This is a genomic window from Alicyclobacillus sendaiensis NBRC 100866, assembly GCF_001552675.1.
In the GTDB taxonomy this organism is placed as follows: Bacteria; Bacillota; Bacilli; order Alicyclobacillales; family Alicyclobacillaceae; genus Alicyclobacillus; species Alicyclobacillus sendaiensis.
Genome location: NZ_BCRQ01000068.1, coordinates 1 through 14,513 on the forward strand (window position 1 = coordinate 1; position 14,513 = coordinate 14,513).

Consider the following 14,513-nt stretch of genomic DNA (forward strand, 5'->3'; position numbering starts at 1 on the left):
AGTGGGAGTGCAAATGGTGATAGCGGGTTTAATCGTAGGAGAAAACGCTGGATTTGCATGCCCAAAGTGGCCGTTGTGTGAGCATCCGCTGCAAGAGAACATGTCTCTGGTATTCGAACTATCCCATCGAATTGCAGCTGTTCTTCTGGGAATCCTCGTTACTTGGTTATTCATTTGGATTCTAAAACACTATCGTGAAAACAAGCATATGATGTGGACGATTATTTTGGGGATTATCTCTTTGATTGTTCAAATTGATTGTACGTTTGTTTTTCCTGTTGTTGCTACAAATGTAGATTTCGTTAATAAAATGATCATTCTTTCCTTGTTTATTCATTTATCCAATATCGCTACAAAACAAGACCGGTTCACACGAGTCGCCGCTTTCCAGAATCGATACACGAACCCCGTGATGAAGAAACGAGCATGGTTTCTCTACATGACAAGGTTGTTCACTGTGACCGCTGGGGCGGTCTTTCGGCACTCCGGAGCGAGCCAAGCGTTGTTTGGAGAAGATAGCTACATCTTAAGTCACGGACAACACGTCCCGCCCTCTACCGGACTCAATGAAGCATTGCTCATCATACATGCTACAACGACTGCTATATTGCTCTTATCTTGTATTGTATTTGGTTCGTGATTACCGCACATTCAAATCAATTTCTGAGCAAGACTAGCCTATCGATCTTGGCCTTACTGGGAATCCAAATCTGCTTGGGCATCTTATCGCTCGTAAGTAAGCTCCAACTTGCCATTGTCACACTCCACTGGGGAGCAGCCGCCCTGTTTTATGGGTAGTTGCGCCTACGCCTTGTCTCGAAGATACATCGGTCATTCTCTTCCCGAGAGCTCACAACAAACTTAGAATATACGTTCCAGTAGATCCTCAGCAATGCATGAATTCCGAAAGTCCCCTTTTCACATGGCTACTTACGATAAAAGATTGCTACCACATCGAACACATCCCTGTGCGCCGCCGCCCACAACCCCCCTCAAAAAAGGCCATCCGCCGGACGCAAGCGTCCGATTGGATGGCCTTCGATTCAATCCAGCCCGCAGCATTTAGCGGCCGATGAGCTCCTTGGCGAGTTCGTAGACGTGATCGACGGTGAAGCCGTACTCGCGCACGACCACGTCGCCGGGCGCCGACGCGCCAAAGCGGTCGATGCCAAGCACCTTGCCGTCCAAGCCAACGAACTGGTACCAGCTCATGGGATGCGCCATCTCGACCGCCAGGCGCTTGCGCAGCGCGCTCGGCAGGACGGATTCGCGATACGACGCATCCTGCTCCAAGAAGACGTCGATGGACGGGAAGGAGAGAACGCGGACCTTCACACCCTCCTGCGCAAGCCGCTTGCCCGCCTCGAGCACCAGCTGGACCTCGGAGCCGGACGCCAACAGCGCCAGATCGGAGCCGTCCTCGTGCTGGAAGACGATGTAGCCGCCGCGATCGAAGTCGCCTTTGTGCGCCTTCACCTCCGCAAGCGCAGGCACCTTCTGGCGGGTGAGCGCGAGCGCCACCGGCTTATCGCGGTGCGTCAGCGCGTATTTCACCGCCAGCGCCGTCTCGGTGCCGTCCGCGGGGCGGAACACGCGCAGCCCTGGGATGGCGCGCAGCGACGGCAGTTGTTCGATGGGCTCGTGCGTCGGCCCGTCCTCACCCACGGCGATGGAATCGTGCGTGAGCACGAAGAGCGACGGCTGCTGCATGAGGGCCGCTAGCCGAACCGCCGGCCGCAGGTAATCGACGAACACGAGGAACGTGCCCGCGTAAGGGAACACGCCGCCGTGCAGGCAGATGCCGTTCATCATCGCGCCCATCGCGTGTTCGCGCACGCCGTAAAACACGTTCTTGCCCGCGTAGTCCGGCGCCTTGAAGTGATCTTCGTCCTTGATCATCGTGTTGTTCGACTTGGACAAGTCGGCCGATCCGCCGAGCAGCGTCGGGATGTGCGGCGCGATGGCATTCACGACCTTGCCGAACGCCTCGCGCGTGGCGATGGCCTCGTTGAACTCCGGCAAGACGTTGTCGAAGTCCACATCCACCTTGCCGGCGAACGCCTGCTCAAAGGTGCGGGCGAGATCGGGATGAGCCTTCGCATACGCCTGGAAGGCGTCGTTCCACGCCGCCTCTGCCTTCGCGCCCTTTTCCTTCACCTCGGCAAACAGCTTCCGGACCTCGTCTGGCACATAGAACTCCTCTTCGTAGTGCCAGCCATAAGCGGCCTTCGCGGCCTGCGCCTCCTCTTTGCCGAGCGGGCTGCCGTGTGCGCTGGCCGTGCCCTGCTTCTTCGGCGCGCCATACCCGATGATGGTCCGCACCTCAATGAGCGTCGGCGCATTCGTGAACGATCTCGCCTTCGCGATAGCCGCCTCGATCTCCTCGAGGTTGTTGCCGTCCTCGACGCGCAGCACGTTCCACCCGTACGCCTCGTACCGCTTCTTCACGTCCTCCGTGAAGGCCCAATCGGTCGGGCCGTCGAGGGAGATGCTGTTCGAGTCATACAGCACGATGAGGCGGTTCAGCTTCAGGTGTCCGGCGAGCGAACTCGCCTCCGCGCTGATCCCTTCCATCAAGTCCCCGTCGCCGCACAGGACGTATGTATAGTGATCGATCACGTCGTGCCCGTCGCGATTGAACTTCGCCGCCAAGAACCGCTCCGCCATCGCCATGCCTACCGCCATCGCGATGCCTTGGCCCAAAGGCCCTGTGGTGGCCTCGACGCCCGGCGTGTGACCGTACTCCGGGTGGCCCGGGGTCTTCGAGCCCCATTGGCGGAACTGTTTGAGATCCTCCAGCGTGACGTCGTAGCCGGACAGGTGAAGCAGCGAGTAGAGCAACATCGACCCGTGGCCCGCGGACAGCACAAACCGATCCCGGTTCACCCACTTGGGATTCGCGGGATTGTGCTTCATAAACCGCGTCCAAAGCACGTAGGCCATCGGCGCGGCGCCCATCGGCAGGCCTGGATGGCCAGAATTGGCTCGCTCGACGGCGTCAATCGACAGCGTGCGAATCGTGTTGACCGCCAGTTGATCGACCTCTGTGAAGGGCATCATGTCCCACTCCCACTCCATGTTTTCAGCCACGTCCCTATGATACCACAAATTCCGCTCTTGCCCGTGGGAAACGTGGCCTCGCGGCCAGCGGTTTCCCCAAGTCATCCGGACAAGTTTCTCATCGCCGAGGCCCGGCGGGATCCAATCCTCACGGCGCCCACAGGCATGCGAGAGCCGCAGCCACGGCGATCCCGGCCGCGATGAGATCCCCCGCGCGAAGCCGAAGCCTGCGCCAGTAGGTCCTCCCGTCCCATCGCTCCGCGGGCGGGCCGAAGAACCCCCGCGCCTCCATGGCGATGGCAAGCCGCTCACTCACCCGAATGGATTGCGCGAGAAGCGGTAGGGCGTAGCGGACCGGGCGCAGAACCCACCAGCCTTCGCGACCGCGCACGCGGCGCGCCATGCGAAACACGTCGAGATCGTGCTGGAATCGGCCGAGAAAGCCGGTACCGGCCATGGCCCCGTACGACAGCTTGGGCGGCAGGTGGAACGACTGCGACAGGCCGACCATGAAGTCGGTGCCGTCGGTGGTGGCGACGAGCACGTATGCGAGCACCACGGTGGCGAAGGTCCGCAGCACCACGAGCAGCCCCTGTTTGAAGCCGTACCCAGTCAGGTCGAACCAAAGCCAGTGCACCGCGTGCGTACCGGCGGGCGCCGCGGCGTTGGCCGCAAAGGCCCACAGGTAGACCGCGTAAATGACGAGAAGCGGCGACAGGCGCTTGGCGAGCTTCCACGGCGACAGCCAGCCAAGCGCGAAGGCCAGGATGCCGACGAGCGCCCAGATCCATCCTTCCGCCGCAAACGTGCGCGCGCAAAGCGCAATCGCCGCGACGCAGAGAAGCGCGACGGCCTTCACATCGGGGTGCCACCGCATGAGTGGCGATCTCGCCCGCCTCGCGGACGACGGCGCCTGCGCAGGCATGGCGGCGGGATCGCGCTCCATCTCGACGGCGGCCGCTTCGCGCCCGGGCGCACCCCAGGTGTCTTGCGCGGGGCTAGGCGCCACGGGCGCCGTCTCATCCAGGCGCGCCCGCCGCAAAAGCGGCCGATTTCGCAGCAGCGCTTCCGGCGGCCCGTCGTACAGGACGCCACCGTCCGCGAGCACCATCACCCGATCGGCGTGCGCGCGGACAAGGTCGAGATCGTGCGTGACGGCGATCACGGCCTTGCCCGCTTCGCACAGCGCATCGAGCCTGTCGAGAATCATGCGCTCCGATTCCTCGTCCTGGCCGTAGGTCGGCTCGTCGACGAGCCACACGTCCGCGCCTTGGCGCATCATCACGGCCATGGCGAGGCGGCGCTTCTGCCCCTGGCTGATGCCAAAGGGCGAATGGTGGCCGAGGCCGGCAAGCCCGTACGCCCGAAGCTCCCGCTCCACCTCGTCCGGCACCTCGTCCCCGAGCACGCGCCCGGCCATCTCGTCGGCCACGCGCTCGTAGAGAAACTGGTACTCCGGGTTTTGAAATGCATAGGCGATGCGGCCGTAGCGTTCCTTCGCGGACATCCGATGCATGGGCTCTCCGCGAAAACGCACCTCGCCCGCGGTGGGCCGGCGGAGTCCCGCAAGCACCTCGAGCAGCGACGACTTGCCGGCGCCATTCGCGCCCACGATGGCGAGCCATTCACCGGGCCGGACCGCCAGGTGGACGTCCCGCCACACGTCCTGATGGCCATAGCGAAGCGCAAGACCGTGCGCTTCGAGCACGGGGGCGTCCTGTGCGCGCACCGTCACCCCGCGCTGCCGATGACGCGGAGCCCTGCGCGGGGCGTCCTCCGGACGATGCACGGCCACGGCGCGCCCGCCTGGCGCAAGCTCCAACACCTCGTCCGCCACCTCGAGAAGCGGCTCGTACCGGTGCTCGATGACGAGTACCGTCTTCCCCGCCTCCTTCAGGCGGCGGATGACGTCATAGACGTGGCGGCGCGAATCCGGGTCCAGGTTCGCGGTGGGCTCGTCGAGGATGACGAGATCGGCATCCATGGCGAGCGCGGAGGCGACGGCGAGCTTCTGCTTCATGCCGCCCGAGAAGGCATGGTGGCGAGCGCCGAGCCCAACGCGGAGTCCCACGGCCGCCAATGCGCTCCGCATGCGAGAAGGCATCTCGTCGCGCGCAACCCGAAGATTCTCCAGGCCGAACGCCAACTCGTCGTCCACCCGATGCATGCAAAACTGGAGATCCGGGTCCTGAAACACGTAGCCAATCTTCCCTGGCGCTTTAAGCTCTTGCGCAAGGCGAACTTCACCCTCCACCCGCGCCTCGACGGAGCGCGGCACGATGCCCGCGATGGTCATGGCGAGTGTGCTTTTGCCGCAGCCGCTCGGCCCGATGACGAGCAGGCATTGTCCCCTTGCAAGCGTGAACGACACGTCCACCAGCGCGGGTTGCGCCGCCTCTTCGTACGTCACCGTGAGACCGCGCACCTCGACCGCCATCGCCCGTTCGACCCCTGCCGTGGCGCTTATCATGCCGAGGTCACCGACCGCTTGGCGATCTCGTAATTGCGCAGCGCGCCGGTGCGAGCGAGCGCATCCGCGAGCGCCTTCGGCAGGAGTCCCCCGAGCAGTGCGCCGCTCACGAGCGAGATGAGGACAAACGCGATCTGCGTGCCGAGATGCAGCTTGTCACCGCCGTACTGGAAGTACCATTGGAACATGAACGCCGCGGACGCCAGCACGCCGGACAAGGCGCAGGTGCCCGTGTTCCAGACGCGATAGGCGAAGATAAGGAAGGCGATTTCCGAACCGATGCCTTGAATGAGGCCCGAGATCATGTTGGAAAGTCCCCATTGCTCGCCGAGCAACAGCTCCACCGCGGCCGCCACCAGCTCTGCGATGAGCGCGGCGCCCGGCCGTCGAATGATGTATGGGACCATGACGCCCGCGATCATCCAGAGCCCCGTCATCACGCCCTGAAGCGCGTAGGCGGTGGCGGGAATGAGGGCGTAGAGCACGTCCCACACCCGGTAAATGCCCCCGCAGACAATGGCCAACACGACCATGAGGATGACTTCGCGCAGCTTCCATCTGGACATCGCATTCCGCTCCCCGTTCGTGGAACAGGCCCTGGGAGCGCCGCACGCCACAACGAAAACGCCCTTTTCACCACGAAGGGAAAAGGGCGCACATGGACGATGACGGGCACTTCCTCACGCTGGTATTACCCAGATCGAGTCCACAGGGTTGGCGGATACCCGCCTCTCAGCCTTCCGGCACCCCTAGGCCCTTCTCACGATGAAATTGTTCGACTTCAGTGTATCATCGCGGCGCAAAAGGCACAAGCCGCATGCCTCAGAACCGCTCTCGGATGAGCATGGCGGCGTTCAAGATGAAAAGCACGTTGGACATGATCCAGATGCCCAAGACGAAACCGCCCCAAAACCCGTCTCCCAGATGGAGATATCGATTGTCCGCGAGAAATAGCGAATTCACGGTCATCGTCAGGGCCAGGATGGCGAGCCGCTGCCGCTTGGACAGGCGTTTGCGACAGGGCGTGCGCAGGAATGCGAACCACGCGCGCATGTGGCTCTCCCCTTTTCTCCGTGCGCTCGTCGGAAGTTGCGCCGCGGCGTTCAGAATCTTATGATGAATGGTAACATCAGGTTCATGGAGCGTCAAGGGGCGGCAGGCCGTGTGTTTCAAGTTGTCGGTGTCCAAAATCGTCGGCACGCGCGGCGAACGAACGAGGAGAGCGAAAGCTCAGGAGATGTACACATATCAAGGGCCCAGCGTGGATTCAGATACCACGAGCGTATATTGGGCAGACCGCCACGCTTCCGCGATAGGCCCCGATATACTGTTCGGGAGCAGGAATCCCGAGATCTAAACGTTCGTGTCCAGAACCACCCTCATGATTGCTTCGAGTCCTTGATCGCTGCAAAAAGGACGACAGCCACTCCGCATAGGGTTGGCCCACCTTGGAGTGACTGTCAACTTCGCTCATCAGACGGCCCCAGCACGGCGCTGCCATCCTGGTCCGCCACAGCCCTACCTATGTCAGTGCAGCAGAGCAGGAAATTCTGTTTGCTCCCGGAAGGCAGTGCGACATGGGGATTCACGGCGGCCTGCTCCGACTGGTTAGGATTCTAACAACTGTTGGGTTGGTCCAAAGAACTCAAATCGGATCCGCTCGTCCGGAACGCCCATCTCTCGCAAGCTGCGGTAAACGGTGCGCATGAATGGTGTCGGTCCGCAGAAAGCGTACACCGCGCCTGCGGGAGACACCTGCTCAATCAGGTCGCGATTGACAAAACCCTCTTTTACAAGATGCGGATGTGTGCGGTCATCCGCGCTCGGGCGTTCGTACACGACGTAATAGGTGAATTCGGGCTGCTGCGCCAGTGCGCGAAGCCGCGCGTCGAAGGCGTGAACCGCTCCATTCAGTGCCGAATGCACGTAGACCATCTGACGTCGAGTGCCGCGGTACGCTTCCGCTTCTACCATGCTCATCAGAGGTGTCATGCCGACACCGCCGCTGAGAAAGACAACAGGTGTCTGATCATCCGGGTCTAAGCGGAAATCACCCGCAGGCGGCGTAGCGTAAAGAATGTCACCGATATGAACATGATCGTGTAAGTAATTAGATACGAGACCAGCGGGTTTCTCTCCGATCGCTGCCTCGCGCTTTACGCTAATGCGGTAATACGGTTTGCCAGGAGCATCCGACAAGCTGTAGTGACGACGCTGGACATAAGGATGACCCGGTATGCGCACGACTACCGTGAGATACTGGCCAGGCGCGTACTGCGCAATAGGACCTCCGTCTTGCGGTTCAAGATAAAACGACGTGATGACATCGCTCTCTTTCACTTTGTCTCGCACAACGAATGCGCGCTCGCCGCGCCAGCCACCCACCTGTTCTGCAGCCTGCTTATACAATTCGGCTTCGACAGTGATAAAGGCGTCTGCGATCTGGTCGTAGGCGCGCGCCCATGCGTCAAGGATCTCGGGCGTAGCTGCGGAGCCCAGCACGTCTTGCATGGCGGAGAGTAACGTTTCGCCGACAATCGGGTATTGCTCCGGCTGAACCCCGAGCGCTCGGTGTTTTTCGGCGATACGCATGACAGTAGAATGAATAGCGTTGAGATCATCCAAGTGCGCAGCTGCGGCATAAATCGCCTGCGCGAGTGCCGTTTGCTGCCGACCCTGATGTTGATTAGACTGATTGAATAAATTTAAAAAATCAGGATGAGACTCAAACAGAAGTTGATAAAATCTCCGGGTGATTTGCTCCCCTTTCTCTTCCAGCACGGGAAGTGTTGAGGCAATGATGTCCCGGTCTTTTCTACTCAGCATAGACCTGCCTCCCTCATGAGTGGATACATCTTGAGTTTAGACCCTTACCGAAGAAAAAAGATGCATATTCCATGCATCTTTTTGTCGAAAGTATGATCGGTATCTTACAAAACAGTGATTTACGCGGTCTTTTTGCTCTTTCGCCAGCTTCTCGTCGCAAGCTTCGCGCATCAGTGTGATCACTTCACCCCAAAACCGTTGAGCGCCCTCGAAATTTGTTCCTCGAGCACTGCTGCGGCGTTCGCGGGCCTGAAGTTGCGCCGCTTCATTCAGAATCTTATGGTGATTGATAGCATAAGGATCCTTGTGTCAAGGGGCGCACAGAAAAGGTTTGAGGTGAACAATCGTGGAAGGCATCGTGAAAGAATGGCGGGACGACGAAGGCTTCGGCTGGATTCGCGCGGAGGACGGCGAGGACGTCTGGGTGCACTTCAGCGCCATTCTGCCCCATCCCGACCGATTCCCCGGATACCGTTTTTTGCGCAACGGCCAATGCGTCGAGTTCGACCTCGTCACCAACCCTGATGCGGAGGAGCAGCGGCGAAGCGCGAGAAACGTCGTCGTGAAGGATGCTCTGTGCGCAGCACAGCCCCCATCACAGCGCGCTCCGGACACCCTCAGCCCGCCGCCTCGGCACTATCCTCAGCGATTCGCTGCCCGCGCACGGCCGTTGGGCGGCCAGGGGCCGGCCACACCGAAGTGATGGCGCCCCGAGGGCGCAGCCCGCGAACGCGCCAACCGGCGCTTCCCAACGCCCCGGCACCGTCGGCTCAACGCCTTGCACAGAGGGCACTCGCGAAGCCGCCGAGCGCCCTCGTGCAAGCGCGGCGCGAACCTCACCCCGATGGCATCGTCCGCCCTAGCCGCGAAGCGCCCGCCGCAAATTCGCCATCTCGATGGCCCCGATAGCCGCCTCGGCGCCTTTGTTGCCGGCCTTGGTGCCGGCCCGCTCGATGGCCTGCTCGATGGTGTCCGTGGTCAACACGCCAAACATCACCGGAACGCCCGTGTCGCGGCTGACCTGCGCAATCCCCCGCGCCGCCTCGCCGGCGACATAATCGAAGTGCGCGGTGGCGCCGCGAATGACGCAGCCCAGCGCCACCACCGCGTCATAGCGCCCGGACTCGGCCATCCAGCGGGCCACCAGCGGAATCTCATACGCGCCGGGCGCCCAGGCCATCTCCACGTGGTCCTCAGGCACGCCGTGGCGCCTAAGCGCGTCCAGAGCGCCCTCCACCAGCTTGCTCGTGATAAAGTCGTTGAACCGAGATGCCACGATGCCAATCCGCAAGTCCTGCCCGATGAAATTGCCCTCATACACGCGCACTTGCCATGCCCCTCTCTCCGTCACGCATTCCGCTCGTCTCACAGGTTTAGGAGGTGCCCCAGCTTGTCCCGCTTGGTGCGCAGATACGCCTCGTTGTACGGATTGCGGTCCACCTCGAGCGGCACGCGCTCCACGACTTCGAGCCCGTGCCCCGCGATGCCCTTGATCTTGCGCACGTTGTTGGTCAAAAGGCGCATCTTGCGGATGCCGAGATCGCGCAAGATCTGCGCCCCGATGCCGTAGTCGCGCAGATCGTCGGCGAAACCGAGCTTGTGATTGGCCTCCACCGTGTCGAGCCCCTGATCCTGGAGCGCGTACGCCCGAATCTTGTTCAACAGGCCGATGCCGCGCCCTTCCTGGCGCAGGTACAGCAGCACACCCTTGCCCTCCCTCGCAATCTGGCGCAGCGCGGCGTGAAGCTGAGGCCCGCAGTCGCAGCGCAGCGATCCGAACGCGTCGCCCGTGAGGCACTCCGAGTGCACGCGCACGAGCGTCGGCTCGCCGTCCGCGACATCGCCCATGACGAGCGCGATGTGCTCTTTCTGGTCGATCTCGCTCTCGTACACCACGGCCCGAAAGTGGCCATACGCCGTGGGCAACTCCGCCTCGGCGGCCCGGCGCACGAGCTTTTCCGTGCGCTTGCGGTACGCGATGAGGTCGGCGATGGTGATGAGCTTCAGGCCGAACCGCGCCGCCACCTGCTCGAGCTGCGGCAGGCGGGCCATCGTCCCGTCGTCGTTCAGAATCTCGCAGATGACCCCCACCTCAGGCTCCCCAGCAAGCCGGGCGAGATCGACCGCCGCTTCCGTGTGGCCCGCGCGGCGCAGCACGCCGCCCGGCTTGGCGACGAGCGGAAACACGTGGCCCGGCTTGCGGAAATCGTCCGGGCCCGTGTCCTCCGAGACAATGGCCGCGATGGTCTCCGCCCGCTCGAAGGCCGAGATGCCCGTGTGGGTCGTGGCGAGATCGACCGACACTGTGAAGGCGGTGCCGTAGTTGTCCGTGTTGCGCTCGTACATCGCCTCGAGCCCGAGCCGCCTGGCGCGGTCTTCGGTGATGGGCACGCACAACAGCCCACGGCCGTGCGTGATCATGAAGTTCACCACGTCCGGCGTGGCGCGGCTGCCAAGCGCGACGAAGTCCCCTTCGTTCTCCCGGTCCTCGTCGTCCACGACGATCACGACGCGCCCCTGGCGCAGATCTTCGAGCGCCTCTTCAATGGTGTTCATGCTCCTTCGCCTCCTCGTCAGCGCAAAAAGCCGTGCCGCGCCAAGAACGCGGCGTCGATGCCACCCGAAGCGCCGCCGTCTCTGCGGTACGCCAGGAGCCGTTCGACGTACTTGGCGATCACGTCGCACTCGATGTTCACGGTGTGCCCAATTTGGATCTCGCCAAACCGCGTCACCGCCTGCGTGTGCGGGATGATGGATACGGAGAACCGGTCCCGTTCCGCGCGCATGATGGTGAGGCTGACGCCGTCCACGGCCACGGATCCCTTGTCCACCAGGTAGCGCGCGAGCGACGGATCGACGCGGATGACGAGGACACGCGCGTCGCCGTCCGGGTACGCGTCCGCCACGTGACCGACCCCGTCGATGTGCCCGCTCACGATATGCCCGCCAAATCGGCCGTCGGCGCGCATGGCCCGCTCGACGTGCACGCGGCCGCCCGGCTGGAGTTCGCCGAGATTCGTGCGGCGCAGCGTCTCGGGCACCGCCGTCGCCGTGAACGAGCCGCCGCCCACGGTCTCCGCGGTGAGGCAGACGCCGTTCACCGCGACGCTGTCGCCGACGCGCAAGTCGTCCATGAGAAACGGCGCCTCCAGCGTGAACGTGGCCCCGCCGGTGTGGCGGGATACCGCCGCGAGGCGCGCGGTGCCTTCCACGAGTCCTGTGAACATGCTCACACCCCCTCACGATATTGAACGCGCCCTGTGAGGACGAGATCGCCACCCAGCCATTCGGTCCTCACACCGTGAAGAGAAACGGCCTCCGCCATCGACTGCGTGAGGGCGCCGGATAGTGCGGGCAACCCGCTCGCGAGGAGCTTCGGCGCCACGTAGACGCGCACCTCGTCGATGAGCCTATCCTGCAGAAGCGCCGCCGCAATCGTCGGCCCGCCCTCCAGCAGAAGGGCGTTGGCGCCCTCGGCCGCGATGGCCGCAAGCGCCGCGCCGAGATCCAGGTGACCGCCGCGCTCGGGTACGGGAACAACGCGAACGTCGCCTTGCGCGGCGAGCCGGCTCGCGGCAGGCGACGAGGCCATGCGCTCCGACGTGAGGACGAGCGTGCGCCCCGGAGCCGCCAAGAGGCGGGCGGTCGGCGGCGTGCGAAGGCGCGTGTCAAACACGGCCCGAAGCGGCTGGCGATCTCGCCTCACACCCGTGTCGAGGTGGCGCGCGGTGAGCTCCGGATTGTCCGCGAGCACGGTCCCGACGCCGACCCCGATGGCCGGGATGAGCTGCCGCAGCCGATGGACGTCGTCACGGGCCTCGACGCCCGTGACGTATTGGCTGTGCCCGTTCGACGCGGCCACGTGGCCGCTCAGCGTCATGGCCACCTTGTAGATGACGTAGGGGCGACCGGTCGTGACGCGGTGAAAGAAGTGGCGGTTGAGTTCCCGCGCCTCTTCTTCGAGCACGCCCACCGTGACGTCGATCCCGGCCGCCTGCAACCGCTTGACGCCAAGCCCCGCCGTGCGCGGATCCACGTCCAGCGTGGCCACCACCACGCGCCGCACGCCGGAAGCGAGGATGGCGTCCGTGCAGGGCGGCGTTCGCCCGTGGTGATTGCAGGGCTCCAAGGTGACGTAGAGGGTCGCGCCGAGCGCGGCATCGCCCGCCATGCGGAGCGCGTGGACCTCGGCGTGCGGCGTGCCCGCCTTGAGGTGTGCGCCCTGGCCGACGACATGGCCGTCGCGCACCACGAGGGCGCCGACCATCGGATTCGGAGAGGTCTGGCCCTCGCCGAGGCGCGCCACCTCGAGCGCCATGCGCATGTACCGCTCGTCTTCGGTCAACGGCCATCCCCCATTTCAGGCCCATGAAAAAAGCCCATGGCAACCAGGGGCGAATGGGCAAAAAAGTCTCGGCAAGCTGCGAAAGCGCACGACGTGCGCCGACGCGCCGCCATCCTTCTTTCATCCGGACTATACCGTCGGTACTGGAATCTCACCAGTTCGTGCCTTGCGGCTCGTGGACTGACCGAGTCATGCGCTCGGATCACCACCGATCGGGAATTGGCCTTGCGGCCTCACCCTGCCCCGAAGGATTGCGCGTGTGCGTGCGATTCAGTTGTTGTCTTCCATCATGGACGATTCGCGGCCGGATCGCAAGTCCTGGCGCCTCTCGAGGTAGGCGAGCGCGTACACGAGCGCGACGGCGACGAGGACCGCCGTGCGGACGAGATCGACCGGGGCCTGTTCGACGAGCGACAACGCGACGCCAAAGAGCGCAATGAGCGGCGGCAACGGCCAGAGCGGCATGCGAAACGGCGCCTGGGGCGAGGTGCGGCGCAGCCGGTGCACGACGGCCGACACGGCCACCAGGAGATAGATGGTCACGATGATCACGCCGGTGAAGGTAATGAGGTCGTTGAGCGACGTGAAGTAGCACAACAGCGCGTTGCCCACGCCGAGCAACACGAATCCCCACTTGGGCACGCCGCGGCGATTCATGCTGGCGAAGAATCGGTTGACGGACCCTGGCCAACGCGCGTCCCGCGCGGCGTCGAGATAGATGCGCGCGTAGGCCAGGTTGCCCGTGAGCCCGGTGTCGAACATGGCGATGATGACGCCCGCCAAGAGTACGGTCGCGCCGACCGGACCAGCGGCAGACTGCGCGATGGCCACGAGCGGTAAGTAAGACGCCGGAATGGCGGTGAAGAAGGCGTGCGGCACGGCGAGCGTCGCCGCCATCACGGCGAGGACCTCGACCACCACGCTGATGATGGCCGCCAATAGCACGGCGCGGGGCAGCACGCGCCTTGTCTCGACGGTCTCTTCGGCGAAATAGAGGGGCCAGTCGTAGCCGTTGAACGCAAAGAGCGCGGGCACCACCGCGGAGAGGAGCGCTTGCCAGGTCACGGTCTGCGGGGCGTGATCGACCTGGATGGGAAACGACAGGCGCCCGAGGTAGGCGAGCGGATGCTCTGCGTGCGCGAACGCAAGACCGGTGAACGCGAGGATGACGGCGAGCTCCAGCGCGAGCATCGCCGTCGCCACGGCGCTCGTCGCGCCGATGCGCTCGAGCGACAGCCAGGTGACGATGGCCATCATGGCGACCGCCGTCCAGTTGACCGGGAGCGCCGGGACGAGCGAATGCAGATAGGAGGCGGCGGAGACGAGGATGCTGGCGGTGATCACGACGCCGAGCACGAGGAACAGAAAAACGGCGATGAAGCCAAACGGCTCGCCGAGCACTCGCTCGACGATGCGGTACGCGCCGCCCGCACCGGGATAGGCAGAGCCGAGCTCCGCGTAGCAAAAGGCCATGGAAAGCGCGATGCAGGCGCCGATGAGAAAGGCCCAGAACACGCCCGTCCCCGCCTGAAACAGGGCTGTGTTGTACACGAGAAACACAGACGTGGTGGGCGAAATGGCGGCCACGGCGATGGCGAGCACCTGGCGCAGACCGAGCGACCGGCGAAATCCTCCACCTTCCGAGCCGTTCACGAGATCTCCTCCCCCGAAGCGGCGAGCGCTCGCCGCGCTTCACCAGATTTCGTAGTTCGAGTATACCGAATTCCCGGACCTCTTTGCGGGATTTTGCAGCAGACGAAAGGGAAGTGTATAACTCTTTGTGAGTCTCGTTCCAACCTGGATTCACGAGGG

At 63.3% G+C, this 14,513-nt stretch carries 11 protein-coding genes, 1 pseudogene and 2 riboswitches; of the genes and pseudogenes, 2 read left to right on the forward strand and 10 right to left on the reverse strand.

The genetic code is table 11. From position 1 onward, the window contains the following. Window positions 1-640 (forward strand): annotated as a pseudogene (locus tag AS26_RS14285) (hypothetical protein); the annotation flags it as partial. 422 nt (window positions 641-1,062) lie between these two features. Here AS26_RS14285 and tkt read toward each other — a convergent pair. The 5 genes from tkt to hmpA form a co-directional block, all read right to left on the reverse strand. Beyond that, complete coding sequence (tkt, locus tag AS26_RS11815) at window positions 1,063-3,078, reverse strand: transketolase (RefSeq protein WP_245629750.1); 2,016 nt, start codon at window positions 3,076-3,078, stop codon at window positions 1,063-1,065. A 130-nt stretch (window positions 3,079-3,208) separates the two neighbouring features. Continuing rightward, window positions 3,209-5,530: an ATP-binding cassette domain-containing protein gene (locus tag AS26_RS11820; protein ID WP_062309772.1), complete on the reverse strand. Its 2,322-nt coding sequence runs from the start codon at window positions 5,528-5,530 to the stop codon at window positions 3,209-3,211. Continuing rightward, the gene (locus AS26_RS11825) at window positions 5,527-6,096 is read right to left on the reverse strand and encodes an ECF transporter S component (RefSeq protein ID WP_062309774.1); all 570 of its coding nucleotides are present in this window, start codon (window positions 6,094-6,096) and stop codon (window positions 5,527-5,529) included. The genes AS26_RS11820 and AS26_RS11825 overlap by 4 nt, the downstream gene beginning before the upstream one ends. A 94-nt stretch (window positions 6,097-6,190) precedes the next feature. Further along, window positions 6,191-6,291, reverse strand: a riboswitch (TPP riboswitch). Window positions 6,292-6,352: 61 nt separating this feature from the next. Next, complete coding sequence (locus AS26_RS11830) at window positions 6,353-6,583, reverse strand: hypothetical protein (RefSeq protein WP_062309776.1); 231 nt, start codon at window positions 6,581-6,583, stop codon at window positions 6,353-6,355. Between the two features lie 555 nt (window positions 6,584-7,138). Continuing rightward, window positions 7,139-8,356, reverse strand: a complete 1,218-nt coding sequence (hmpA, locus tag AS26_RS11840; RefSeq protein ID WP_062309780.1) for an NO-inducible flavohemoprotein — start codon at window positions 8,354-8,356, stop codon at window positions 7,139-7,141. Window positions 8,357-8,702: 346 nt separating this feature from the next. Between hmpA and AS26_RS14955 the strand changes: the two genes are divergently transcribed. Beyond that, on the forward strand, window positions 8,703-9,059 hold the full coding sequence (locus AS26_RS14955; RefSeq protein ID WP_062309782.1) for a cold-shock protein: 357 nt from the start codon (window positions 8,703-8,705) through the stop codon (window positions 9,057-9,059). A gap of 156 nt (window positions 9,060-9,215) precedes the next feature. On the opposite strand, the gene ribH is transcribed toward AS26_RS14955, so the two are convergent. The 5 genes from ribH to AS26_RS11870 all read right to left on the reverse strand — a co-directional run bounded on the left by ribH (window position 9,216) and on the right by AS26_RS11870 (window position 14,354). Further along, window positions 9,216-9,683, reverse strand: a complete 468-nt coding sequence (ribH, locus tag AS26_RS11850; protein ID WP_062309784.1) for a 6,7-dimethyl-8-ribityllumazine synthase — start codon at window positions 9,681-9,683, stop codon at window positions 9,216-9,218. Between the two features lie 38 nt (window positions 9,684-9,721). Further along, window positions 9,722-10,912, reverse strand: a complete 1,191-nt coding sequence (locus AS26_RS11855) for a bifunctional 3,4-dihydroxy-2-butanone-4-phosphate synthase/GTP cyclohydrolase II (protein ID WP_062309786.1) — start codon at window positions 10,910-10,912, stop codon at window positions 9,722-9,724. A gap of 17 nt (window positions 10,913-10,929) precedes the next feature. Further along, window positions 10,930-11,583, reverse strand: a complete 654-nt coding sequence (locus AS26_RS11860; protein ID WP_062309788.1) for a riboflavin synthase — start codon at window positions 11,581-11,583, stop codon at window positions 10,930-10,932. A 2-nt stretch (window positions 11,584-11,585) separates the two neighbouring features. Next, entirely contained in the window at window positions 11,586-12,701 is a 1,116-nt protein-coding gene (gene ribD / locus AS26_RS11865) for a bifunctional diaminohydroxyphosphoribosylaminopyrimidine deaminase/5-amino-6-(5-phosphoribosylamino)uracil reductase RibD (RefSeq protein ID WP_062309791.1), read from the reverse strand. A gap of 108 nt (window positions 12,702-12,809) precedes the next feature. Then, a riboswitch (FMN riboswitch) is annotated at window positions 12,810-12,956 on the reverse strand. Window positions 12,957-12,971: 15 nt separating this feature from the next. Next, window positions 12,972-14,354, reverse strand: coding sequence for an APC family permease (locus AS26_RS11870; protein ID WP_062309793.1), 1,383 nt, complete (start codon window positions 14,352-14,354; stop codon window positions 12,972-12,974). Window positions 14,355-14,513: the final 159 nt, after the last annotated feature.

What these genes read in the sequence shown, in the direction of transcription:
- tkt (WP_245629750.1), bottom strand. Translation starts at nt 3,078, where the DNA reads ATGGAGTGGGAGTGGGACATGATGCCCTTCACAGAGGTCGATCAACTG.
- AS26_RS11820 (WP_062309772.1), bottom strand. Translation starts at nt 5,530, where the DNA reads ATGATAAGCGCCACGGCAGGGGTCGAACGGGCGATGGCGGTCGAGGTG.
- AS26_RS11825 (WP_062309774.1), bottom strand. Translation starts at nt 6,096, where the DNA reads ATGTCCAGATGGAAGCTGCGCGAAGTCATCCTCATGGTCGTGTTGGCC.
- AS26_RS11830 (WP_062309776.1), bottom strand. Translation starts at nt 6,583, where the DNA reads ATGCGCGCGTGGTTCGCATTCCTGCGCACGCCCTGTCGCAAACGCCTG.
- hmpA (WP_062309780.1), bottom strand. Translation starts at nt 8,356, where the DNA reads ATGCTGAGTAGAAAAGACCGGGACATCATTGCCTCAACACTTCCCGTG.
- AS26_RS11855 (WP_062309786.1), bottom strand. Translation starts at nt 10,912, where the DNA reads ATGAACACCATTGAAGAGGCGCTCGAAGATCTGCGCCAGGGGCGCGTC.
- AS26_RS11860 (WP_062309788.1), bottom strand. Translation starts at nt 11,583, where the DNA reads ATGTTCACAGGACTCGTGGAAGGCACCGCGCGCCTCGCGGCGGTATCC.